Source organism: Cognatundibacterium squillarum (assembly GCF_014652435.1).
In the GTDB taxonomy this organism is placed as follows: Bacteria; Pseudomonadota; Gammaproteobacteria; order Burkholderiales; family Burkholderiaceae_D; genus Undibacterium; species Undibacterium squillarum.
The window spans coordinates 250,053-273,624 of record NZ_BMYU01000001.1; the positions used below are offsets into that span (position 1 = coordinate 250,053).

The 23,572-nt window shown below is 50.4% G+C and carries 20 protein-coding genes and 2 tRNA genes; 8 read left to right on the forward strand and 14 right to left on the reverse strand.

Annotated features, from left to right (window positions below):
* Nucleotides 1-89: 89 nt before the first annotated feature.
* From IE092_RS01065 to IE092_RS01075, 4 genes are all read left to right on the forward strand, one after another.
* Entirely contained in the window at nt 90-374 is a 285-nt protein-coding gene (locus tag IE092_RS01065) for a FeoA family protein (RefSeq protein WP_189355160.1), read from the forward strand.
* 20 nt (nt 375-394) lie between these two features.
* The gene (gene feoB, locus IE092_RS01070; protein ID WP_189355161.1) at nt 395-2,278 is read left to right on the forward strand and encodes a ferrous iron transporter B; all 1,884 of its coding nucleotides are present in this window, start codon (nt 395-397) and stop codon (nt 2,276-2,278) included.
* Between the two features lies 1 nt (nt 2,279).
* A complete protein-coding gene (locus IE092_RS18670; RefSeq protein WP_229792964.1) occupies nt 2,280-2,534 on the forward strand; it encodes a hypothetical protein in 255 nt (84 codons plus the stop codon).
* A gap of 137 nt (nt 2,535-2,671) precedes the next feature.
* The gene (locus tag IE092_RS01075; protein WP_189355162.1) at nt 2,672-3,268 is read left to right on the forward strand and encodes a hypothetical protein; all 597 of its coding nucleotides are present in this window, start codon (nt 2,672-2,674) and stop codon (nt 3,266-3,268) included.
* Nucleotides 3,269-3,646: 378 nt separating this feature from the next.
* Here the strand turns inward: IE092_RS01075 and IE092_RS01080 are convergent, their stop codons facing one another.
* The 7 genes from IE092_RS01080 to IE092_RS01110 form a co-directional block, all read right to left on the reverse strand.
* Nucleotides 3,647-5,248, reverse strand: coding sequence for an ABC-F family ATPase (locus tag IE092_RS01080; protein WP_189355163.1), 1,602 nt, complete (start codon nt 5,246-5,248; stop codon nt 3,647-3,649).
* A gap of 64 nt (nt 5,249-5,312) precedes the next feature.
* Nucleotides 5,313-5,987, reverse strand: coding sequence for a GAF domain-containing protein (locus IE092_RS01085; RefSeq protein ID WP_189355164.1), 675 nt, complete (start codon nt 5,985-5,987; stop codon nt 5,313-5,315).
* A gap of 54 nt (nt 5,988-6,041) precedes the next feature.
* Nucleotides 6,042-6,118 (reverse strand) — tRNA-Arg (locus tag IE092_RS01090).
* Nucleotides 6,119-6,201: 83 nt separating this feature from the next.
* Nucleotides 6,202-7,542, reverse strand: coding sequence for a phosphoglucosamine mutase (gene glmM / locus IE092_RS01095; protein ID WP_189355165.1), 1,341 nt, complete (start codon nt 7,540-7,542; stop codon nt 6,202-6,204).
* A gap of 16 nt (nt 7,543-7,558) precedes the next feature.
* The gene (gene folP / locus IE092_RS01100; RefSeq protein WP_189355166.1) at nt 7,559-8,398 is read right to left on the reverse strand and encodes a dihydropteroate synthase; all 840 of its coding nucleotides are present in this window, start codon (nt 8,396-8,398) and stop codon (nt 7,559-7,561) included.
* Nucleotides 8,399-8,447: 49 nt separating this feature from the next.
* Nucleotides 8,448-10,325 (reverse strand): ATP-dependent zinc metalloprotease FtsH, encoded by a 1,878-nt coding sequence (ftsH, locus tag IE092_RS01105; RefSeq protein WP_308427093.1) that lies wholly within the window; start codon nt 10,323-10,325, stop codon nt 8,448-8,450.
* Nucleotides 10,326-10,437: 112 nt separating this feature from the next.
* The gene (locus tag IE092_RS01110) at nt 10,438-11,082 is read right to left on the reverse strand and encodes an RlmE family RNA methyltransferase (protein ID WP_189355167.1); all 645 of its coding nucleotides are present in this window, start codon (nt 11,080-11,082) and stop codon (nt 10,438-10,440) included.
* Between the two features lie 32 nt (nt 11,083-11,114).
* Here IE092_RS01110 and yhbY point away from each other — a divergent pair, with 32 nt between their 5' ends.
* The gene (gene yhbY, locus IE092_RS01115; RefSeq protein ID WP_189355168.1) at nt 11,115-11,585 is read left to right on the forward strand and encodes a ribosome assembly RNA-binding protein YhbY; all 471 of its coding nucleotides are present in this window, start codon (nt 11,115-11,117) and stop codon (nt 11,583-11,585) included.
* A gap of 43 nt (nt 11,586-11,628) precedes the next feature.
* Here the strand turns inward: yhbY and greA are convergent, their stop codons facing one another.
* From greA to IE092_RS01135, 4 genes are all read right to left on the reverse strand, one after another.
* The gene (gene greA / locus IE092_RS01120) at nt 11,629-12,105 is read right to left on the reverse strand and encodes a transcription elongation factor GreA (protein WP_189355169.1); all 477 of its coding nucleotides are present in this window, start codon (nt 12,103-12,105) and stop codon (nt 11,629-11,631) included.
* Between the two features lie 118 nt (nt 12,106-12,223).
* Nucleotides 12,224-15,442, reverse strand: coding sequence for a carbamoyl-phosphate synthase large subunit (carB, locus tag IE092_RS01125; protein ID WP_189355170.1), 3,219 nt, complete (start codon nt 15,440-15,442; stop codon nt 12,224-12,226).
* A gap of 4 nt (nt 15,443-15,446) precedes the next feature.
* Nucleotides 15,447-16,613, reverse strand: coding sequence for a glutamine-hydrolyzing carbamoyl-phosphate synthase small subunit (gene carA, locus IE092_RS01130; protein ID WP_189355749.1), 1,167 nt, complete (start codon nt 16,611-16,613; stop codon nt 15,447-15,449).
* A gap of 267 nt (nt 16,614-16,880) precedes the next feature.
* Nucleotides 16,881-17,297: a heme-binding protein gene (locus IE092_RS01135; protein ID WP_189355171.1), complete on the reverse strand. Its 417-nt coding sequence runs from the start codon at nt 17,295-17,297 to the stop codon at nt 16,881-16,883.
* Between the two features lie 257 nt (nt 17,298-17,554).
* On the opposite strand from IE092_RS01135, the gene IE092_RS01140 reads away from it, so the two are divergent.
* Entirely contained in the window at nt 17,555-18,100 is a 546-nt protein-coding gene (locus IE092_RS01140) for a C40 family peptidase (protein ID WP_189355172.1), read from the forward strand.
* A 91-nt stretch (nt 18,101-18,191) separates the two neighbouring features.
* Here the strand turns inward: IE092_RS01140 and IE092_RS01145 are convergent, their stop codons facing one another.
* Nucleotides 18,192-19,160: a patatin-like phospholipase family protein gene (locus tag IE092_RS01145; RefSeq protein WP_373295313.1), complete on the reverse strand. Its 969-nt coding sequence runs from the start codon at nt 19,158-19,160 to the stop codon at nt 18,192-18,194.
* A 263-nt stretch (nt 19,161-19,423) separates the two neighbouring features.
* Here IE092_RS01145 and IE092_RS01150 point away from each other — a divergent pair, with 263 nt between their 5' ends.
* Entirely contained in the window at nt 19,424-21,520 is a 2,097-nt protein-coding gene (locus IE092_RS01150) for a bifunctional 2',3'-cyclic-nucleotide 2'-phosphodiesterase/3'-nucleotidase (RefSeq protein ID WP_229792965.1), read from the forward strand.
* A gap of 67 nt (nt 21,521-21,587) precedes the next feature.
* A complete protein-coding gene (locus IE092_RS01155) occupies nt 21,588-22,322 on the forward strand; it encodes a tetratricopeptide repeat protein (RefSeq protein WP_189355173.1) in 735 nt (244 codons plus the stop codon).
* A gap of 226 nt (nt 22,323-22,548) precedes the next feature.
* Here the strand turns inward: IE092_RS01155 and IE092_RS01160 are convergent, their stop codons facing one another.
* Both IE092_RS01160 and IE092_RS01165 read right to left on the reverse strand, forming a co-directional pair.
* Complete coding sequence (locus tag IE092_RS01160) at nt 22,549-22,836, reverse strand: hypothetical protein (RefSeq protein ID WP_189355174.1); 288 nt, start codon at nt 22,834-22,836, stop codon at nt 22,549-22,551.
* Between the two features lie 634 nt (nt 22,837-23,470).
* Nucleotides 23,471-23,561 (reverse strand) — tRNA-Ser (locus IE092_RS01165).
* Between the last annotated feature and the right edge of the window lie 11 nt (nt 23,562-23,572).

Sequence of the window (23,572 nt, forward strand, 5' to 3'; positions counted from 1 at the left end):
CATGGATTCAAACTAGAATGATTGCAGCACAGGAGTTATTGAGATATATTCTCATTATCATTTCGAATTAACCCTTTCCCGCCGCTGCCATGAGAAATTCCACCCGCACTGATGGCGTCCAGTCCACACTGGATCAATTGAAAGTTGGAGAATCTGCCATCGTTTCCGGCATTTGCGACCATGCACAGCATGGTCCTGAGACACAAATGCGCGAAATTTCGCGCCGCCTGAAAGAACTGGGCTTTGTTGCCGGCGAATCGATTCGTGTGCTGCATCGCGGCTACTTCGGCGGCGAGCCGGTTGCAGTCAGGGTTGGTCACTCTACTTTTGCTCTGCGCAATTTTGAAGCAGCCCTGATCGGCGTCACTAAATAAAGCTCACGTGGTATTCATGCATGGCAACACTTCCGAAGGCAACACCTCGGATTGCGCTGGTTGGCAATCCTAACTGCGGCAAAACTGCTCTCTTCAATCGCCTGACCGGCGCCCGACAAAAAGTCGCCAATTACGCCGGTGTCACCATAGAACGCAAAGAAGGACGCTTCGTTGCCCCTGATGGCAAAGAGTGGCGCATTCTCGATTTGCCCGGCACTTACAGTCTGCGCGCTGTTACACCGGATGAAAAAATCACAGAACAAGTGCTGACCGGTCATCAGAAAGATGAGTCTGTTCCTGATCTGATCCTGTGCGTAGTCGATGCATCGAATCTGCAGCGTGGCTTACGGCTGGCGCTGGAGCTGAAAGCGCTCGGCCATCCGATGATGCTGGCGCTGAATATGATGGATATTGCAGCGAAAAAAGGTCTGGAAGTCGATGTGGCTAAGTTATCGGCAATGCTCGGGATGCCGGTTGTCGAAACGATCGCGGTATCACCACAAGGCATACGCGCACTCTGCGGCGAACTGGAAAGCTTCGCAAAAACCCTGCCTGATCAGCCGCCATCTGCACTGGAGCTGCAAACAACTGCACCGGAAGTAATTCATGCAGAAGTCAATCGCATTCTGAAAGACGTGATGCACGCTGCCAGTGAACGGCTTGATCACTTCCGCAGTCTCAGCTATCAGGCTGACCGCTGGGTGCTGAATCCGGTTACCGGACCGCTGATTTTCGCAATACTGATGTTTCTGGTATTTCAGGCGGTTTTTGCATGGGCGCAGATTCCGATGGAATTTATCAAAGGCAGCATGGAAGATCTGGGATCGCTGGTGGAAACCCATATGGCGCCTGGCGTCCTTCAGGGTTTGCTGGTCAAAGGTGTGATAGGCGGCGCTGGCAGCGTGCTGGTGTTCCTGCCGCAGATTCTGATTCTGTTCTTCTTCATTCTGGTGATGGAAGATTCCGGCTACCTGCCGCGCGCCGCCTTCCTGCTGGATCGCTTGATGGGGAAAGTCGGTTTGTCCGGCCGCGCATTCATTCCGCTGTTATCAAGTTTTGCCTGCGCGGTACCCGGCATTATGGCAACCCGCACCATTCAGAATCCGCGCGACCGGCTGATCACCATCATGATTGCGCCGCTGATGACTTGCTCTGCCCGCTTGCCGGTTTACGCACTGATCATTGCCGCATTTATTCCAGACCGCGAAGTGCTGGGTATCATGAATCTGCAAGGTCTGGTGCTGTTTGGCTTGTACATAGGCGGTATCGTTTCGGCCATGCTGGTTGCGCTGTTCTTTAAACATCGCTGGGGCAATGCAGCACCGAATCCCTTAATGCTGGAATTGCCGGATTACCGCCTGCCGAATGGCCGCAATCTGGCGCTGGGATTGTGGGAACGTGCAAAAGTTTTCGTCACCCGTGTCGGTACGATTATTTTGTCGCTCATGGTAATTTTGTGGTTCCTCAGCAGCTTTCCGGGCGCACCGGAAGGCGCAGACAAGCCGGAGATTTATTACAGCATCGCCGGTTATCTTGGTCGCGCACTGGAAGTGGTATTTGCACCGATCGGCTTTAACTGGCAGATTTGTATCGCACTGGTGCCGGGTCTTGCCGCACGCGAAGTGGCTGTGGCTGCACTGGGTACGGTCTATGCGTTGTCTCAGAGCGGCGAGCAGTTAAATCAGGCGCTGGAACCGCTGATTGCGCAATCCTGGTCTTTGCCAACTGCACTGTCACTGCTGGCCTGGTATGTGTTTGCACCGCAGTGTATTGCGACGCTGAGTATCGTGCGTCGCGAAACAAACTCAGTACGCTATCCGCTGATGATGGCAGGCTATTTGTTCGGTCTGGCATACGCTGCATCGTTCCTCGTGTATCAGATTTCGCGTCTTCTGTTAGCCTGATATGCAAACTTTCCTGACTGCGCTGATTGTTCTGATTTGCGTCTGGCATCTGGCAATGCGCTGGATGCCGGCAAAAATACTGGCCTCCCTACGCAAGAAAGCCAGTCATTCGGTGTTCCGGTTCCTGCTTCCTAAGGTGCCGGTGGCTTCCTGCGGTAGTGGCTGCAACTCCTGCAGTGATTGTCCTGATGACAACCCGCAAAACGGTCAGCAGCAATTCAAATCCATTCCGGTCCGCGTACAAAAATCTGACTGACGGTATTTCTGCTGTTTTTAGAGGCAACATTCGTACCCAAATACAACATTGCCCACAAGTACAATAGCGTAAAGCCGGCATGTCAGATATGCTGATTTCCCCCGATAGTGTCACAAGCACGGCAAAGAAATCAGTGTATGCTGGATATCATCTACGATAAAACCGACAAAGGCCGCGAAGAAATTGCTTCGCGTAAATTTGGCTTATCTGTCAAAACCCGATCATTGTTGCTGTTAATTGATGGTAAAACAGCTGCCAGTGACTTGCTGGCAAAACTGTCTTCCGTTGGTCTGGATATCAGCCGGCTTGATGAACTGATCGAAGGCGATTTTATTGGCCCGCGCGCAATTGCGGAACCGGAATCGCAGGCTGCACAGGAGGCTGCCGCCGCGTCCCAACCCGCGCCAGGTCTTGCGTCAACCGCAACAGAACAAGCCAGCAGCTTCCGTGAGGGTATGAGTGATGCAGACCGTTTTCAGGCGGTCTATCGTTTTTACAATGAATCTATCAAAGCCAATCTTGGCTTCCGTGGTTTTACACTGCAACTGAAAGTGGAAAAAGCTGCCGATATGGCAGATTTTGAACAACTGCGCGTTCCGTTTCTGAAAGCAGTGATGAAAGTCTGCGACCGTGACACCGCCCGCAAACTGCGCGACCGCCTCGACCCCCTGCTCTATCTCGGCGACATCCATCTGGACAGTTTTATCGAAGTGAAAAAGAACGGGACGGAATAAGTTCTGAACCCCGGCTTCCTTCTTTCTCAGTAAAAGGCATCGTTTTGCCAGTCGGCAACGGTGCTTTTTTATTTTCTGCAATCCGGTGTGGAGGGTTGCAAATCCTCCTTCATTTCTTACTTGCCCCACTGCAATCCTGACAGGTAAGCAATGCTAAGGCGGGGATTGCATCTGAACGGGCAATTTCGTTCGATTTACGGCCTAAATGCGGACTCCTGCACAGGCATCCGGCGCTCGTCGGCAGAAAGTCCGGACCTCCAGAAACACCGGATGACGATTCCTGCACAGCCAGTGATACTGCTGATCCCCAATTCAGCAATAAAAAAGGCTGAGCGTATGCTCAGCCTTTTTTAACACCGGATACCGGACAGGCAATAATTACTGAATGCCCTGACTGGTCAGATACTCTTCGTAAGTGCCTTTGAAATCGATTACCTGACCATCTTTGATTTCCAGAATACGGTTTGCCAGCGACGAAACAAATTCGCGGTCATGCGAAACGAAAATCAGTGTACCGGCATATTTTTCCAGCGCGATATTCAGAGATTCGATCGATTCCATATCCATATGGTTGGTCGGCTCATCCAGCAGCAGCACGTTGTGACGGCCAAGCATCAGCTTGCCGTACAGCATGCGGCCTTTTTCACCACCTGATAAAACTTTGACCGATTTACGGACATCATCACCACCGAACAGCAGACGGCCGAGGATGGAACGGACAGCCTGATCATCATCGCCTTCTTTGGTCCATTGCCCCATCCAGTCTGTCAGATTCAGATCACGTGCAAATTCTTCGGCCGGATCTTGCGGCATGTAGCCAACCGATGCGTTTTCCGCCCATTTCACCAGGCCATGGTCGCCGGACAATTGTGCAATGTCAGCGCCACCGATACAGCGCAGCAATGTGGTTTTACCCGCGCCGTTGGCACCGATAATCGCGATTTTTTCACCGGCTTCCACCATGATGTCGAAACTGGTAAAGATCTGGCGATCGTATTTCTTTGCCAGGCCCTGCACTTCAACCGCCAGACGGTGCAGTTTTTTCTCACCTTCAAAACGCACAAACGGGTTCTGACGGCTGGAAGGCTTGAATTCTTCAACTTTGATCTTATCGATCTGTTTCGCACGTGATGTCGCCTGACGTGCCTTAGATTTGTTTGCAGAGAAGCGGCGAACGAAGTCTTGCAGTTCAGCAATTTTTTCTTTTGCTTTGGCATTATTCGCCAGTGCCTGAGCGCGCGCCTGCGATGCTGCCAGCATGTAGTCGTCGTAGTTGCCCGGATAGACCTTCAGCGTGCCGTAATCCATATCCGCCATGTGCGTACAAACCTGATTCAGGAAGTGGCGATCATGGGAAATGATGATCATGGTGGAGTTGCGCTCATTCAGCACATCTTCCAGCCAGCGAATGGTGTTGATATCCAGGTTATTGGTCGGTTCGTCGAGCAGCAATACGTCCGGATTCGAAAACAGTGCCTGAGCCAGCAATACACGCAGTTTCCAGCCCGGTGCAATTGCACTCATCGGCCCCTGATGCAGGTCAATCGCAATGCCAACGCCCAGCAGCAGTTCACCAGCACGGGATTCCGCAGTATAACCATCGAATTCAGCGAAGCGCGCTTCCAGATCAGCTGCGCGCATGTAGTCTTCGTCAGTCGCTTCCGGATTCGCGTAAATGGCATCACGTTCAGACATTGCCGCCCACATTTCTGTGTGGCCCATCATCACGACGTCCAGTACGCGCATGTCTTCGTACGCAAACTGATCCTGTTTCAGCTTACCAAGACGGATATTCGGGTCCAGAATCACAGAACCTGAGCTTGGTTCCAGATCGCCGCCAAGAATTTTCATGAAGGTCGATTTACCACAACCGTTCGCCCCGATCAGACCATAACGGTTACCTTCACCGAATTTGACGGAGATATTTTCGAACAGGGGCTTTGGCCCGAACTGCATTGTAATATTGGCGGTAGAAAGCACTGCTTTATCCTTTTATAGAAATCTGAAACAACCCGCAATTATACCATCCGCGACTGCATGGAATTTACAGAATACTGCTCAACGCAACGCAAACTGCGAGCAGCAAAGCCAGCTCATCATTCTGGTAAAGATTCTGGCGGAAGGTTTCCGCATCAATAATCCCAAGTACCTTGCCATCGGTTGTCAGCACTGGTAAGCAAGCTTCGGCATTCACCTTTGGATCACAAGTATAGTACTCGCCGCCTCTGGCAACATAAGCTTGCACATCGTGAATGATACGCCCACGCCCGGACAAACCAACCGAACTGTTGTTGCTGATCGCAGCAAATTCCGGTGTTAGCGGAAATTCTGCACGCGAAGGGGCGCCGAAATACGCAAGCTTTACCAGCGCACGATGCGCGTCAAGTTGTCGGGCCTGATAAATACCAAACCAGTCTGACTGACTATGCTGCCGGTAAAAGGCGGTAATTTGTGTTACAGCTTTGAGTAAAGGTTTAGCGACAAGCGCATCGCCACCCAGCGTTTTTAACAAGTCGTAAGGTTCGGACGCCAGTTGACCGAACAGAGAACATGAGCCACCCTCTCCCAGCTCGGGGACAGCATATTGCCATGCGATATCTATTTCTTCAGATGTGGCTAACGCGGACTTCAATGCGTCCAGATATTGCTGTGCTTTCTCGAGAACTGCAGAACCAATATCCTGCAATCCAACCTGCCCTGCGTATGCGGAAACATCCATTCCTGAATCACTCCTTGAAATGAAAAAAGCCCGGAATATCCGGGCTTTGAAATCTGGCCTGCCCAGTAGGAATCGAACCTACGACCCCGGGCTTAGAAGGCCCGTGCTCTATCCAACTGAGCTATGGACAGCAAATTTTTCTGTCAGAAAAATTTCTGAAGGCAGAATAGTACATGATGGCACCCCTACTTTCAATAAGGACACCAAAAATTCCTTATCCGCGCAAATGTGCCGCTAAACGGTGTGCACATGCATGTGCAAGATCAGCGTTGTCCGCCTCAACCATCACGCGGATCAACGGTTCCGTGCCAGAAGCGCGAATCAGAACGCGGCCACGATCACCGAGCTCTTCTTCCACTGCTGCTTTGTCTGCGACCATTGCTGCATTCGCTCTCCAGTCGGTTCCTGCCGCAACACGTACATTGACCAGCGACTGCGGATACAGATTCAGATCCTTCACCGCCTCGTCCAGAGATACTTTTTTACGTTGCAGCGCAGACAGAACCTGCAGAGCGGACACAATACCGTCACCAGTAGAGTGTTTATCCAGACACAGCAAATGACCCGAGCCTTCACCACCAAGCAACCAGCCGTGCTCAGCCAGTTGTTCCAGTACGTAGCGATCCCCAACCTTCGCGCGCACAAAGCCAATACCTTTTTGCTTCAACGCGACTTCGACCGCCATATTCGTCATCAGCGTACCGACAACACCTGCAACCGGCCCGGTAGATAAACGATCCGTTGCCATCAGATACAACAACTGATCACCATTGTAGATTTGACCATGTTTATCAACCATGATCAGGCGATCTGCATCACCATCGAGGGCGATACCAAGATCGGCATGATTTGCGCGGACAGCTACGGCAAGCGTTTCAGGGTGAGTTGCGCCAACTTTATCGTTAATGTTTAAACCATTCGGTGTATTGCCAATTGCAATAACTTCTGCACCGAGCTCATGGAATACATTCGGGGCGATATCATAGGCGGCGCCATGCGCGCAATCGACGACAATTTTCAAGCCACGTAAATCGAGTTCCGATGGAAAAGTACTCTTGCAGAACTCAATATAACGACCATTGGCATCGCGTAAACGGTGTGCTTTCCCGAGTGCGTCGGACGAAACGCATTGCATACCTTTTTCCAATTCCGCTTCGATTGCCAATTCAATTTCATCTGGCAACTTGTTACCTGAGGCAGAGAAAAATTTGATACCGTTATCGTCGAACGGATTGTGCGAAGCGGAAATAACAACACCAGCTTGCAAACGGAGGGCGCGCGTGAGATATGCAACAGCTGGTGTCGGCATTGGCCCCGCCAGCATGACATCGACGCCCGCAGCAGAGAATCCTGCTTCAAGGCTGGCTTCAAGCATATAGCCGGAAATACGGGTATCTTTACCGATTAAAATTGTTGGTTTGACACCGGGGGCAGCATTACCCTGCGCAAGGACTTTACCCGCAGCATAACCCAGACGCATTACAAAGTCTGGTGTAATCGGACTTACACCAACTTTGCCACGAATACCGTCTGTCCCAAAGAATTTTCTTGTCATTTTAATTTTCTCAATCTCAGATTAAATTCCGCATTACTTTCAAAGCATCGACTGTTTCTGGTACATCGTGTACGCGAACGATTGCAGCCCCAAGTTGTACGCCGGCCAGAGCACCGGCAAGACTGCCAGCGAGCCTCTGGTCTGTTGATTTTCCTGTTAAGCCGCCAATCATAGACTTACGTGAAATACCAATCAATAGAGGCAAGCCAAATTCATCTGAAAAATATGGTATTTTTTTAAACAAATCTACATTGTGCTGCAAAGATTTACCGAATCCGAACCCGGGATCCAGAGAAATTCTGGCACGCTCAATGCCACTCGATTCAAATTCCTGCAATCTTTCCCGAAAGTAGGCATGAACCTCTGATACCACATCCTCATATGCTGGTGCAGTCTGCATGGTTTCAGGCGTTTTTTGCATATGCATGATGCATAGTCCAACATTGCTGTCAGCCACAGCAGATACCGACTCCCGGCTTTGAAAGCCTTTGATATCGTTAACCATGTCCGCTCCCGCAGCAATTACCTCCCGCATCACTTCTGGCTTATAGGTATCGACCGATATTGCAACACCACTATCCCTTAACGCATAAACTGCAGGCATCACACGATCCAACTCTTCCTGCAAAGATAAAGGCTTTGAGCCGGGACGCGTAGACTCACCACCGATATCAATAATATCTACTCCTGCTTCAATCATTAATTGCGCATGATCCAGTGCGAGATCCAGATTGCGAAACTTACCGCCATCTGAAAACGAATCCGGTGTGACATTTAAGATCCCCATCACCAGCGGACAATAAGGTTCCGGGGAGATCGCGAATTCAAAGCGACCACATTGAAAAACTGGGTTCATAATAAAAAAAGGTGAGTCAGACTCACCTTGAAAGAGATTACAAATCGGATCAGGCGTGAGCCGCAGCGCCTGGGGTTAATCCACCGTCACTGCTGCCGGATGGTTTTACCGTTGCCGAGCTAACCTTAGGAGGACGCGGTTCCATTCCCGCCATAATGTCATTGATCTGATCAGCGTCGATGGTTTCCCAGTCGAGCAATGCTTTTGTCATAGCCTCAACTTTGTCGCGGTTCTCTTCGAGCAATCGACGCGCAAGTGCGTACTGTTCATCAAGAATGCGCTTAATTTCCGAATCGACTTTTTGTTGGGTTGCTTCGGAAATTGTTTTTGATGATCCGCCAAAGTAGCCATCCTGACTGTCTTCATAAACCATTACGCCCATCTCAGACATACCGAATTTAGTCACCATTGCTCTTGCAAGTTTGGTCGCACGGGCAAAGTCATTGGAAGCACCGGTGGACATCTGGTTGACAAAAACCTCCTCAGCAATACGTCCGCCAAACAAAATAGCAATTTCTTCCAGCATTTTGTCTTTGTAGCCGCTGATCTGATCATGCTCTGGCAATTGCCACGTCAGTCCTAAAGCGTACCCGCGCGGCATAATCGTTACTTTATGTACCGGGTCTGCCTTAGGCAATAATTTTGCGACAACTGCGTGACCGGATTCGTGGTAAGCCGTATTTCTGCGCTCTTCTTCACGCATTACCATGGATTTGCGCTCCGGACCCATGAAAATCTTATCCTTCGCATCTTCAAAGTCCTGCATCTCGACGAAGCGTTTGTTACGGCGTGCAGCAAACAGGGCGGCTTCATTGACAAGATTTGCCAGTTCAGCACCCGAAAAACCCGGTGTTCCACGAGCCAGAATGTCTGCTTTTACATCCGAACTTACCGGAACCTTGCGCATGTGTACGTTCAGAATCTGCTCGCGGCCACGAATATCCGGCAACCCTACATTCACCTGACGATCAAAACGACCAGGGCGCAACAAGGCTTTATCAAGTACATCCGCACGGTTGGTTGCTGCAATCACAATTACGCCGGAATTTGGTTCAAAACCATCCATCTCGACAAGCATCTGATTCAGTGTTTGCTCGCGCTCGTCATTTCCACCACCCATCCCAGCTCCGCGATGGCGACCAACAGCGTCAATTTCGTCAATGAAAATGATGCACGGAGAGTGTTTTTTCGCAGTTTCGAACATGTCGCGCACACGAGATGCACCAACACCAACGAACATTTCAACGAAATCCGAACCGGAAATAGTAAAGAAAGGAACTTTCGCTTCGCCGGCGATGGCACGCGCCAACAGGGTTTTACCCGTTCCTGGCGGCCCAACCATCAGAATGCCACGGGGAATGCGCCCGCCGAGCTTTTGAAATTTACTTGGATCGCGCAGAAAGTCGACAACTTCAGTCACTTCTTCTTTTGCCTCGTCACAACCGGCAACATCAGCAAAAGTAACATTATTGTTTGTATCATCCAGCATTCTTGCTTTTGATTTACCAAATGAGAATGCCCCGCCTTTGCCGCCGCCTTGCATTTGGCGCATAAAAAACACCCAGACACCTATCAACAAAAGCATCGGGAACCATGAGATAAATATCTGCGACAGGAAGGATTGCTCTTCAGGTGCTTTAACGTCAAATTTAACGTTGTTGCTGACCAGATCACTTACTAAACCGCGATCAAGAATCGTGATTTGGGACTTAATCTTTGTGCCTTCTGTGGTGACGGCAGTGACAGTCCGTGCCGCCTCGTCAATAGTTGCTTCTTTAATGCGGTTATTTTTTACCCGTTCCAAAAACTCCGAGTATGGAACAGATGCGCCGATATTGGCACTCTTGCTCTCGAATTGTTTAAATAAAGTAAACAGCACCAGAGCCACGACGACCCAGATTGCTGCTTTTGAGAACATATTATTCACGAAAACTCCTTAAAAACAGGACGAGGCTTTTCAATCAGGCGATTCTACCTTTATTACAAAAAGCCTGCTAAGTGGCATATGCAGGCCACCTTGCGAATTATCAACCCCAAATTCATTGAGAATTTTTCAAACCTTTTCCCAGCAAGAATATCTCGGACGATTTATCCCTGCTCGCCTTTGGTTTCTTATTGGAAACAAGTTTAAATTCACTTTTGAACATTGTCACAATATTATTGTAAGCAGGACCATGAAAACACTTTACCAGCAATGCACCATTGGGCTTGAGATGTGCTTTTGCAAAATCTACGGCGAGCTCCATGATGTATTCTATTCTTGCCGCATCGACCGTTGGGTGCCCAGACAGATTTGGCGCCATATCTGACAAAACCAAATCCAGCTTTCTACCTTTCAGGCGTTCCTCCAGTTGATCCAAAACTGCCTCTTCGGTGAAGTCCCCCTGAATAAAGTCGACATCAGCAACCGGGGCCATAGGAAGTAAGTCCAATGCAAAGATTTCCCCGTGGATTCCTCCCCCCTCTTTTCCGGAAAGCTTATTGCGCACATATTGCGACCAGCTACCCGGCGCCGCACCAAGATCGACGATCAGTTGTCCGGGACGGATGAGTTTTTCTGATTCATCGATCTCTTTTAACTTGTAAACTGCACGGGCCCGATAGCCCTCTTTTTGCGCCAGTTTCACGTAAGGATCATTAATATGATCGTGAATCCAATTTTGATTGAATTTATTCTTTGCCATTCGCGTAAAATACAGCCTTGAAAGGAAATTTTATGTTGAAACTTACACCTGCTGAGCGCAGTGATTTGCGCTCACAAGCACATGGACTGAAACCCGTTGTTCTGATCGGCGAAGCCGGTCTCAGCGAGACAGTTGTTAAAGAAATTGATGCTGCACTGAATGCACACGGCCTGATCAAAGTTCGTGTCTTTGGCGACGATCGTGAAGCACGCATTGAAATATTCGACACAATTTGTGCTGACTTGAAAGCTGCACCGATTCAACACATCGGAAAACTGCTGGTGCTATACCGCCAGCAAAAAGAGAACTCAAAGACAAGCAATTCAGCCCCTAAAGGGAAAGGATTGCGTGAAGTAACGATTGTCAAACCGAGCGCCAGTGGCACAAAAAAACCAACGGTTAAAAAAGTTCTGGTTAAAGGCAATGAGCGGGTAACCCAGGGCGGCAACATTAAGCGCGCTAAGCAACGCCAGTCCAGCGCAAAGAAAACAGTACTTCGCTGATACTAAAAACAAACCGGCGCCGTGCGCCGGTTTGTTTTGTCGCTTACAGATACTTTACATCGAGAATTTCATATTCACGAACGCCTGCCGGCGCCTGAACGCCAACAACATCACCAGCATATTTACCAATTAATGCCCGTGCGATCGGGGACGTAATCGACACTTTACTTACTTTAATGTCTGCTTCGTCTTCACCAACAATCTGGTAACTGACTTTTTGCCCGTTTTCCAGATCTTCCAGCGCGACTGTCGCGCCAAAAACCACACGCCCCTCTGCATCGAGTTCAGACGGATCGATTACCTGTGCAGAGCTTAATTTTCCCTCAAGCTCTGCGATACGACCTTCGATAAAAGCCTGACGCTCTTTAGCAGCATCATATTCCGCATTTTCCGAAAGATCACCCTGAGCCCGCGCCTCTGCGATTGCATTAATCACCGCCGGACGCTCTTTTGTTTTCAGCGTGTGCAATTCTTGCTTCAGTAATTCCGCGCCAAATTTGGTAATAGGTACTGTACTCATTTACTTACCAGAAAAATGAAAAAGAAAAAATACAGAGGCCACAGCCAACATCTTTACAGATGTTCAGTGCGGCCTCTGTATTCAGGATTGTGACGGCTACCCGTCACTTAATTGCTCGTCAGTTTAAAGACTTATGCAAGCCTTGTAAATCATAAACATGCAACTGGTTCAAGTGACGCATCCCCTCAACAGCTGCTTCTGCTCCGGCAATTGTAGTGAACGTCGTCGCACGTGCCGCCAATGCGGATGTACGAATTGCGCGAGAGTCCAGAATTGCATTGCGACGCTCTTCTACGGTATTAATTACCATTGCAATATCGTTATTTTTGATCATATCAACAACGTGCGGACGTCCTTCAACCACTTTGTTGACGACAGAAACAGGAACGCCTTCAGCTGCAATCGCTGCTGCCGTGCCACGGGTTGCAACGATTGAAAAGCCCAGCTCGACCAGATCTTTCGCCACTTTCACGGCACGTGGCTTGTCACTGTTTTTGATGCTCAGGAAAACCTTACCGCCTGTTGGCAGTTTCACACCGGCACCGAGCTGAGACTTAACAAACGCTTCGCCGAATGTCTTGCCAACACCCATCACTTCGCCCGTCGATTTCATTTCAGGACCCAGAATAGTATCTACGCCAGGGAATTTAACGAACGGGAAAACAGCTTCTTTCACGCTGTAGTAAGGCGGGACGACTTCCTCGCCGATACCCTGTGAGTCCAGAGACTGACCAACCATGCAGCGTGCCGCAATCTTAGCCAGTTGCAAGCCTGTCGCCTTGGATACGTAAGGCACTGTCCGTGAAGCACGCGGATTCACTTCCAGAACGTAGACCACATCCTGACCTTCAGACTGCTGAATCGCAAACTGTACGTTCATCAGACCAACGACGTTCAGACCTTTGGCCATCAATGCGGTTTGGCGCTTCAGTTCGTTAATCGTTTCCTGTTTCAGGGAATATGGCGGCAACGAGCAAGCTGAGTCACCTGAGTGAACACCAGCTTGTTCAATATGCTCCATGACACCACCGATAAAGGTGCGCTCTCCGTCAGACAAGCAGTCAACGTCAACTTCAATCGCATCATTCAGGAAGCGATCCAGCAATACCGGAGAATCATTGGAAACTTTCACCGCTTCACGCATATAGCGCTCAAGATCACGTTGCTCGTGAACGATTTCCATCGCACGACCACCCAGAACATAAGACGGACGAACCACCAGTGGGTAACCGATTTCCTGTGCCAGAGCCAGTGCTTCAGACTCAGTACGTGCCGTACGATTAGGCGGTTGACGCAGGCCCAGATCCTGCAACAGTTTCTGGAAGCGTTCACGGTCTTCCGCTGCATCGATCATGTCAGGAGATGTACCTACGATAGGCACACCGTTAGCTTCCAGATCCAGAGCAAGCTTCAGCGGCGTCTGGCCACCGTATTGGACAATCACGCCGACAGGCTTTTCTTTGTCGACAATTTCCAGTACATCTTCCAGTGTCAGCGGTTCGAAATACAAACGATCAGATGTATCGTAGTCAGTCGAAACTGTCTCAGGATTACAGTTCACCATAATGGTTTCGTAACCATCTTCGCGCATCGCGAATGCCGCATGAACACAGCAATAATCGAACTCAATACCCTGACCGATACGGTTAGGACCTCCACCCAGCACCATGATTTTTTTCTTATCAGTAGGCTGAGATTCGCACTCCTCTTCATATGTGGAGTACATGTACGCTGTGTTAGTTGCAAACTCACCTGCACAGGTATCCACGCGCTTATATACCGGACGAACATTCAGTGCACGGCGTTTTTCACGCACGGCAGCATCAGTAGTTTTCAGCAGTTTCGCAAGTCGGCGGTCAGAGAAGCCTTTTTTCTTCAGCGTCAGCATCAGATCGCGGTCGATGTTTTCCAGTTGCTGCTCATCCAGCCAGAGCTCGATATCTACGATATCTTTGATCTGAACGAGGAACCATGGATCGATGTGTGTCAGCTGATGCACTTCCTCAAGACTGAAACCCTGCGCGAACGCATCACCAACGTACCAGATACGATCAGGGCCCGGCTCACCCAGTTCTTTTTCCAGAATCTCGCGATCCTGGGTTTTTTCATTCATACCATCCACGCCAACTTCCAGACCACGCAGTGCTTTCTGGAATGACTCCTGGAAGGTGCGGCCGATTGCCATGACTTCGCCGACCGATTTCATTTGCGTTGTCAGGCGATTATCAGCCTGTGGGAATTTCTCAAACGCGAAACGCGGAATCTTGGTAACAACGTAGTCAATCGAAGGCTCAAATGATGCTGGTGTTGCGCCACCAGTGATTTCATTGCGCAGTTCATCCAGTGTGAAGCCTACGGCCAGTTTTGCCGCAATTTTTGCAATCGGGAAACCAGTTGCTTTCGATGCCAGCGCGGAAGAGCGGGAAACGCGCGGATTCATCTCAATTACGATCATACGGCCATCTGCCGGATTAACCGAGAACTGCACGTTGGAGCCGCCAGTGTCCACACCGATTTCACGCAGAACTGCCAGCGAGGCGTTACGCATGATCTGATACTCTTTATCAGTCAGCGTTTGAGCAGGTGCTACAGTGATCGAGTCACCGGTGTGTACACCCATCGGATCCAGATTTTCGATCGAGCAAACGATAATGCAGTTATCTGCTTTATCGCGCACGACTTCCATTTCATACTCTTTCCAGCCAATCAGCGACTCTTCAATCAGCAACTCATTGGTAGGGGAAGCTTCCAGGCCACGCTTACAGATTGTCTCGAACTCTTCAGGATTGTAAGCAATACCACCACCTGTACCACCCATCGTGAATGAAGGGCGGATAATGACAGGGAAGCCTACATCTTTCTGCACTGCCCATGCTTCATCCATGGAATGCGCGATACCGGAACGGGCTGAACCCAGACCGATGCGCGTCATCGCTTCTTTGAATTTCTGACGGTCTTCTGCTTTGTCAATCGCTTCAGGTGTCGCGCCGATCAGCTCCACTTTGTACTTGTGCAGTACGCCGTTACGCCACAGATCCAGCGCGCAATTCAGTGCGGTCTGACCGCCCATCGTTGGCAGAATCGCGTCCGGACGTTCTTTGTCGATGATGCGCTCAACGACTTGCCATGTGATTGGCTCGATGTAAGTCACATCGGCCATTTCAGGGTCGGTCATAATGGTCGCAGGATTGCTGTTGACCAGAATGACGCGATAGCCCTCTTCGCGCAATGCCTTACATGCCTGAGCACCGGAATAATCGAACTCACAAGCCTGACCGATGATGATCGGACCAGCGCCAATAATCAGAATACTTTTTATATCGTTACGTTTTGGCATCTTATTACTCTCCTGTATTCGCCTTGGACTTCGCTTCTGTCATCAGACCGGTAAAGCGGTCAAACAGGTAAGCAATATCATGCGGACCCGGCGATGCTTCAGGATGGCCCTGGAAGCAGAATGCTGGTTTATCCGTACGGGCAAAGCCCTGCAGGGAGCCGTCGAACAGAGACACATGCGTAACGCGGCAATTTGCCGGCAGAGATTCAGCATCAACGGCAAAACCGTGATTCTGAGAAGTGATCAGCACCTGACGGGTATCCAGATCCTGTACAGGGTGGTTACCACCGTGGTGACCGAATTTCATCTTCAGTGTTTTTGCACCGGATGCCAGCGCCATAATCTGATGGCCTAAGCAGATACCAAAGGTCGGGATACCTTTTTCAATCAGCTCGCGCGCTGCATTGATCGCATAATCGCAAGGCTCAGGATCGCCTGGGCCGTTCGACAGGAATACACCGTCCGGATTCAGTGCCAGCACATCTGCTGCACTGGATTGCGCAGGCAGCACCGTTACTTTGCAACCGCGCTCAGCCAGCATACGCAAAATATTGCGTTTTACGCCGAAATCAAAAGCAACCACATGGAATTTTGGCGCAGTCTGCTGACCATAACCTTCACCCAGTTTCCATTCGGATTCGGCCCAGACATAGGAAGATGTCGAGGAAACGACTTTCGCCAGATCCATGCCCGCCAGACCCGGAAAGCCTTTTGCCAGTGCGACTGCTTTTTCAGCATCGGTACCGACATAAATCGTACCCGCCTGAGCACCTTTTTCACGCAGAATACGGGTCAGCTTGCGGGTATCAATACCTGCAATAGCAACGATGTTCTGGGATTTGAGATAGTCAGAAAGGGAGGATTCAGAGCGGAAGTTCGAATGCAGCAGAGGAAGGTCACGAATAATTAAACCAGCTGCATGAATCTTTTCAGATTCGACGTCTTCAGAATTGACGCCGGTATTACCAATATGCGGATAAGTCAGTGTAACGATTTGGGAACTGTAACTCGGATCAGTCAGAATTTCCTGATAACCCGTCATGGAAGTATTAAAAACAACTTCACCAACGGTATGTCCGGAAGCACCAATCGAATATCCGGTGAACACGGTACCATCTGCGAGAGCGAGTATTGCGGGTTCACGGCCTGAATGAAGAAGGGACTGCGGAATGGGCAGCAAGGGCAACTCCTGTATTGTTACCGCCGCTGCGTCACCCCAATTTGACTTTGTTCAGCCTCTTCCAATCCGAAGCAGCCTGAATGTGAAATATAACTGGAGCAAATGTTAATTTGGGTAGGCGCTACGGCGAATTTTTGGATTAGATAAACCCTCAGATTATAGCTCAGCAGCGCCTTTTTGGCAATCCTGAATACTGAAAAAACAAGAACTTAGCGATAAGTCATGTGAATCGGGATTGCCTTTTGGTGCTGCATTTTTTCAGTTCGGATCGAGACCAAGTGCAACGATGCCCGCTTTGGCAATTTGCGCATCCTGACTGGATTTGACACCGGACACACCAATCGCGCCGACACATACGCCGTCAGCAAATACCGGAACACCCCCCTCCAGCATTCCTTCCAGCCCCGGAGCACTGAGGAAGGAATAACGACCGTTATTAATCATTTCTTCATAAATACGGGATTCACGTTTTCCCAGTGCTGCAGCGACGGCTTTTGCCGGTGCAATTTGCGCAGAAACCGGCGCTACACCATCCATACGCTGCAGATATAACAGGTGACCGCCATCATCAACAATTGCGATTACGACAGGCCATTGATTTGCCAGCGCTTCGGCCTCTGCCGCCGCAGCCATTTTCTTTGCATCTTCCAGACTCAGCACGGGTTTCGTGTACATCGTTACTCCATTCCTGTTTTCAAAATATTCACCGCAGCGGCGATTGTTATCGCTCGCGAGGAAACCGGATTGTAGAGGATTTACTCCAGCCCAAACCGCGCTGCGATTTCTTTCATCTGTTCGTGCGCCAGAAATGGCCAAATCGCTTTGCTGGGGCGCAAACAAATGAAAACGAGTTTTCATGTCAATCGCCAAACCGTTTACATTGTTTCAAACTTCGCTTAGAGTAGAACGGTTTTTGTTTTTCAGGTGCTAAGATGCTAACAAACGTTTCCAGATTAAAAAGAAATGTCGCGTACGCCGTCGTTGCACTCAGCCTGCAGGCAGGTTTCGCGATCAACGCCAGCGCTGATGAGAAAAACCCCTTCCCAGAATCTTCTACCGCGTACACCAAACTGCAGGAATTGCGCCAGCGCGCTTCCGATCTGACACTGAAAGCCATGGATTTTGTCGGCATTCATTACAAACGCGGTGGCTCCACTCCTGAAAACGGCCTCGATTGCAGTGGTTTTGTACGTTTAGTCTTCAAAGATGCGGTTGGCGCTGAATTACCGCGCACTTCTGCTGAAATCAGTAAAGTCGGTGAAAAGATTGAAGTAAAAGATTTGCAACCAGGCGATCTGGTGTTTTACAACACATTACGTCGCGGCTTTTCCCACGTTGGCATTTATCTGGGCGACAACAAATTTATTCACTCACCTTCCGCCGGTGGTCAGGTGCGTATAGAAAGCATGGATCTCAGCTACTGGAAGCAGCGTTTTAATGGTGCGCGACGCATCAATGAACAGGAAGCTGGTAAGTAAGCTTGACGGACAGCGGTAAACTAAAAAACGGAGGCATTGCCTCCGTTTTTTAGTTTACCGCATCGGCTCAGGCACGACGCGGAATGTCTGATCATCTTTCCAGCAACTGACGGATCTTATGCTTCAGTTCCGGCATCAGTGCCATTGCCGCTTTTTCACCTGCCAGAATTGCATGATTACGGCTGGTAAAGTCACTGCTCTTCATGTTTGGCAGATCAGGGCGAATCACGATGTCAGCCTGCTTCAGTTCAAACTGATTAATGCTCTGCCCCATAATGGAAACGGTTTGCATCAGAATATCAATCGTACCGGAACTGCTCTGCCCTTCCACCGCTTGCGAAATATTGACGGCAATCACCAGATCCGCACCCATTTCGCGTGCAAAGCGTACCGGCACCGGCGAAACCAGTCCGCCATCCACATACTGACGATCATTGATCTTCACGGGCTGAAACACAGCCGGAACGGCAGAAGATGCACGCACTGCCGCACCGGTATTGCCGCGCTGAAATAAAATCGGCTGACCAGTTGCCAGATCGGTCGCCACTGCGCCGAATGGCTTCTTCAGACGCTCAATCGGCACATTGCCAACCATACGATTCACATAAGCCTGCAGCGCATCGCCTTTCAGGACACCGCTGGATTTGGCAAACAAAGGCAATGACCAGTCAGAAATGGTTGCCTCATCCATTTCCAGCGCCATTTTTTGCAAAGTAAAACCGTTATTGCCTGCCGCATACATCGCACCAACCACACTGCCCGCACTGGTGCCGACGATAATATCCGGAACGATGCCCTGCGATTCCAGCGCCTTAATCACGCCGATATGCGCAAAACCACGTGCCGCACCGCCGCCGAGTGCCAGACCGATACGTACAGGTTTCGGTGTTTTCGGTACAGCCACCGGAGCCGGTGTCGCTACTGCCGGTGCTGGCGGTGGCGCACTCCCTGTCACACAGGCCGATAAACCGGTGCTCAGTACCGCCATTCCAAACAAGCGCTTGAGCGCTGCCCTTTTGCCTGTATCACCTGCAACCATTTTCAATTTGCCTCGCAGCATGCTAATCCTTTTATTCTGCTTCAGAAAACCCCGCATTATATAAGACGAATGCTGTGCAAATGCAGCAGAACGACCGAAGGCATCGCGCATCTGCACATGTTCCTTTGATGAATTTAATTCATGCGAAACTTACGTCATGCCAATGACATATTTGCATCCGATAATTCGCCGGCCTTGCCACTGAACGTTGTCGGCAAGAAATTCAAAATAAAAGCAAACGATTGCTACAATGCGCAATCGTTTGCACTACATGACAAGGGAATATGATGAAAGCGCCGTTTCGTTTAACGCCTGTTCTGGCTTTACTACTTTCTGCCTGTGCAAACAACTCTTCCGACAGTCCTGCACCATCCACGGCAAATAGCATTCCGGAAGGCACCATCGTTAAGCTTGCTTTACTGGAAACCACCGATTTGCATCAGAACATACTGAGCTATGACTACTACGGCCTGAAAGCCGACACCAGTCTTGGTCTGGAGCGCACCGCCGCCCTGATTGCTTCTGCGCGCGCGGAAAACCCGAACAATGTCTTACTCGACGATGGCGATACGATTCAGGGCACGCTGCTCGGTGATTTTCAGGCTGTCGCCTCCCCTGTGACCTGCGGCAATACGCTGGCGATCCATAAAGTGATGAATGCCCTGCGTTACGACGGCGCGGGCGTCGGCAATCATGAATTCAACTATGGTCTGAATTTCCTGAGTCAGATTACCAATACCGATTTCAGCGTCACCGGCATTGCAGCGCCAACTAATTGCGGCGCACCGAAGTTTCCCGTGGTATTGGCGAACGTTGTGAACGCCAGCTCCAAAAAACCGATCTTCAGCCCGTATTCGATTTTGCCGAAACGTTTCACTGCAACCCGTCCTGATGGCACCAGCATGGATGTCAATGTGAATGTCGGTATTATCGGCTTTGCGCCTCCGCAGATTATGGAATGGGATCAGAAGCATCTGGATGGCAAAGTCATGGTCAACGGTCTGGTGGAATCTGCAAACCAGTATGTGCCGGAAATGCGCACCAAAGGTGCAGATCTGGTCGTGGCCTTGTCGCACGGCGGTCTGGACACATCCGCGTATAGTCCGAAAATGGAAAACGGCAGTTACCACCTGACGACTACCGGTATCGATGCACTGATGCTGGGTCACTCACATCTGATTTTCCCGCAAGCGAAAGAAGCCGGCGGCCCGAAAATTGATTCATCGCTGGCCGCACTGCCAGCCGATAAAGTCGATGTCGTTAAAGGTCTGGTCAATGGCGTGCCAGCCGTGATGGCGCAAAGCTGGGGACGTCGCCTCGGTATCATTCAGATGACGCTGAAATACCAAGGCGGCAAATGGGTCGTGCAGAAAGATCAGACCAATGTTGAAGCTCGCGGCTTTAAATACAAAGATGGCACAACGATCGTTGACGCTGACGCTTCCGTCGCGCCGCTGGTCGATACCGAACACAAAGCTGCGGTGGCTTACGCCAGCCAGCCTATCGGCACCACCACAGACTTTGAAATGTCCGCCTATTTTGCGCTTGCCGGCGATGTGACTGCGATTCAGATCGTGAATCAGGCACAAATTGATTACGTCAAAAATCTGCTGTTAACGACAACTGATCCTGTGCTCAGCACTTACAAGTCGATTCCGGTAATTTCTTGCAGTGCGCCGTTCAAAGCCGGTCGTAACGGTCCTACTGACTTTACCGATGTTGCGCCGGGTGCGAACGCCGCAGCACCGTTTGCCCTGCAGGTACGCAATCCGGGAGACTTGTATTTGTACGGCAATAACAATCTGCAAGCCGTCAAAATCAAAGGCAGCGATCTGAAAGCATGGCTGGAAACGGCAGCCAAGCAATTTGCGCAAATTAATCCGGCGCTGACCACAGAGCAGGATCTGGTTCCATCCTACGGCACCATCTACAACTATGATGTGTTCTACGCTGACAACAACGCGCTGCAGTATCAGATCGATGTGACCAAACCTGCCGGCAGCCGTATTGTGAATCTGAGCTATCAGGGCAAAGCGATTGCTGATACAGACGACTTTATCGTTGCAACCAACGATTATCGCGCTGGTGGCGGTGGCAGTGTGCCGGGGATTGATGGCAGCAAAACCATCATAAAATCACCGGATGCAAATCAGGCCGTGGTTGCCACTTATCTGAAAAAAGCCGGTAAGCTGACGCTCGCGAATAACGGCAGCGGACAAAGCTGGTCTTTCGTCAAAGTCGCAACGCAGGGTCCGGTGATTCTGCGCTCCACGCCGGGCAAACTGGCGGTAGCACAAGCACTGGGACTGGCCCGGGTACGTGCAGAAGGTTCCGTTGATGCAAGCGGCTATGCCAAATACCAGATCGACCTTTCTAAATAAACCAATGTAAATCAGGCGCCTGTTTCTGTTTCAGAAGCAGGCGCTGTCTGACACAGAGCTTATTGAAATGTTGAAACGATACCCATTCCTGCTGGTGCTGGCGACTACCTGCGCACTGTCTGCATGCTCACTTGGCAGAACACCGGTTCCTGGCAACGCCTATCTGGAATCGCTGGGCATACGCGCACGTCAGGCCAGTGATCTCGCCGCCATCAGCGAACTTCAGCGCTGGTCGCAGCAACATCTGGTGACCGCGCAGCGTGAGCTGGGCTTGTCGCTGGCGCGCACCGAAGACAAATATCCTGATGCCGTTTTCTGGTTACTGGAAGCAGCCCGTCAGGGTGACGCAGAAGCGCAGTTCCAGATTGCCGAAGCGTTCTTTCATGCGCGCCTCGGTCTGCAAAAACAAAGCACACAAGCCTACCGCTGGTATCAGGCGGCGGCTGCACAGAATGATCACAAAGCAGCACTGATGCTGGCACGCATGGCCAAGTACGGCGATGGCACAGTCGCCAGCACGGCAAGTTCGCTGCAATGGCTGCGACGTGCCGCAGACCTGGGCAATGCGCAAGCCATGTTCCTGTTATCCAATGCATATGAACACGGCGAAGGCGTGAATGCCGATCCGGCACTCGCCCGTGAATGGCTGGAAAAAGCGGCGGATGGTGAATATCCCCCAGCCGTGCATCAGCTCGCCCTGTTGCTGGAAACCGATCAGAAGCCGGAAGAGCGTGAACGCGCCCGCTTACTGCGCAAAGAAGCCACCGACGAACGCCATCTGCGCTGGAAAAACTACCAGTAACACCACCACCCTGCCTGTCATGCGTGGCAGAACGCAGGAGTGCATTGCATGCTTAAACGTCGCTGATTGTGCACTTTCCCGCATCAGCGACTTTTCAGACCACCCCGGAGCGCCAGCATTCATGCCGGCATCCGGGAAAACAGGCTGTTTTTCTGTGCTGAAATGCGCAAACAGGGGCGCTGGCGGCAAAATGGCCGGCCTCTGTTGCAGTCATAAAAACAAACGCTTACTTACTGAATTTATCCAGATGTATTGCCAGCAGTTTGCAAGAGGATTTCGGCTCGGACGATGCCTGCAACTGGAATCGCTGACCAGTCTTTGTCACGATCACGGCCCAACTGCCATCAAATGCATAGCTTGCGGGTAGCCCCTCAATCGCAACGCTCTGACGGGCGGATTCGCCGGCTGAAGCATGCTTCGCCGGCAGTACTTTTTTTACCGGACCAATCTCCGCCGCGATTCGCTCCAGAGACTGAGAAACCGCATCACCCGGCTTCGCGAACATCTTTGCCAAATCGCTCACCTTCCCTTGCGATAACAATCTGGCTGACTGTACTGCACATGAATCCGCCGCATTGGCAGCAATTGAAATCAACAACCCCAAAGATAAAACGATACAACGCTTCATTTATTTGCCCTTTAAAAAACGCCTTCGTAAGACAGAAAATTTACTGAAAATACAATAAATTATCCATATTGCATATTATTTCGATATTGCTTCGAATGCAATAACAGCTACCTGACTTCGCATTTTTTCTTCATCCTTACAAAGATGTTTCAGCGTCATTTCTTCCGGCTTTCCAGCACTGATCCTGAGAAAGAAAAATGGGAAGCCGGATTTGTCGTCCGATTGGATGATCCACAACGAACCGGAATTTGGCTTCAAACAGGCCTGAATGCGGTGTTCTGCATAGCGATCCGGCGGTCGTCGGCAGAAAGTCCGAGCCTCAGAAAATGGTCGATGACGATCCTTGCACAGTCGTAGAAGTAAACACAGAAGACTGACCTGAAATTACAGATCAAAGAGAAGGACATTTCTTCTCGAAGGAGTAGCAGAGATATGAGCAATTTATTGCGCTTAAGCTGAGAGGAAATCAGACAGCAAAAACAAAAACGCCCTTGAAAATCAAGGGCGTTTTTGATGAAACTGGCGGAAGGTGTGAGATTCGAACTCACGGAGAGCTTTCGCCCTCGTCGGTTTTCAAGACCGGTGCATTAAACCAGCTCTGCCAACCTTCCGAAGCCATAAA

Bases quoted from the DNA above. Each gene is read 5' to 3' on its own strand.
- IE092_RS01110 (WP_189355167.1), bottom strand. From the start codon at position 11,082: ATGGCAAAGAATAAATTCAATCAAAATTGGATTCACGATCATATTAAT.
- folP (WP_189355166.1), bottom strand. From the start codon at position 8,398: ATGAACCCAGTTTTTCAATGTGGTCGCTTTGAATTCGCGATCTCCCCG.
- IE092_RS01140 (WP_189355172.1), top strand. From the start codon at position 17,555: ATGCTAACAAACGTTTCCAGATTAAAAAGAAATGTCGCGTACGCCGTC.
- IE092_RS01085 (WP_189355164.1), bottom strand. From the start codon at position 5,987: ATGGATGTTTCCGCATACGCAGGGCAGGTTGGATTGCAGGATATTGGT.
- carB (WP_189355170.1), bottom strand. From the start codon at position 15,442: ATGCCAAAACGTAACGATATAAAAAGTATTCTGATTATTGGCGCTGGT.
- glmM (WP_189355165.1), bottom strand. From the start codon at position 7,542: ATGACAAGAAAATTCTTTGGGACAGACGGTATTCGTGGCAAAGTTGGT.
- IE092_RS01065 (WP_189355160.1), top strand. From the start codon at position 90: ATGAGAAATTCCACCCGCACTGATGGCGTCCAGTCCACACTGGATCAA.
- feoB (WP_189355161.1), top strand. From the start codon at position 395: ATGGCAACACTTCCGAAGGCAACACCTCGGATTGCGCTGGTTGGCAAT.
- yhbY (WP_189355168.1), top strand. From the start codon at position 11,115: ATGTTGAAACTTACACCTGCTGAGCGCAGTGATTTGCGCTCACAAGCA.
- IE092_RS18670 (WP_229792964.1), top strand. From the start codon at position 2,280: ATGCAAACTTTCCTGACTGCGCTGATTGTTCTGATTTGCGTCTGGCAT.
- IE092_RS01135 (WP_189355171.1), bottom strand. From the start codon at position 17,297: ATGTACACGAAACCCGTGCTGAGTCTGGAAGATGCAAAGAAAATGGCT.
- IE092_RS01150 (WP_229792965.1), top strand. From the start codon at position 19,424: ATGATGAAAGCGCCGTTTCGTTTAACGCCTGTTCTGGCTTTACTACTT.
- IE092_RS01075 (WP_189355162.1), top strand. From the start codon at position 2,672: ATGCTGGATATCATCTACGATAAAACCGACAAAGGCCGCGAAGAAATT.
- IE092_RS01145 (WP_373295313.1), bottom strand. From the start codon at position 19,160: ATGCTGCGAGGCAAATTGAAAATGGTTGCAGGTGATACAGGCAAAAGG.
- greA (WP_189355169.1), bottom strand. From the start codon at position 12,105: ATGAGTACAGTACCTATTACCAAATTTGGCGCGGAATTACTGAAGCAA.
- IE092_RS01155 (WP_189355173.1), top strand. From the start codon at position 21,588: ATGTTGAAACGATACCCATTCCTGCTGGTGCTGGCGACTACCTGCGCA.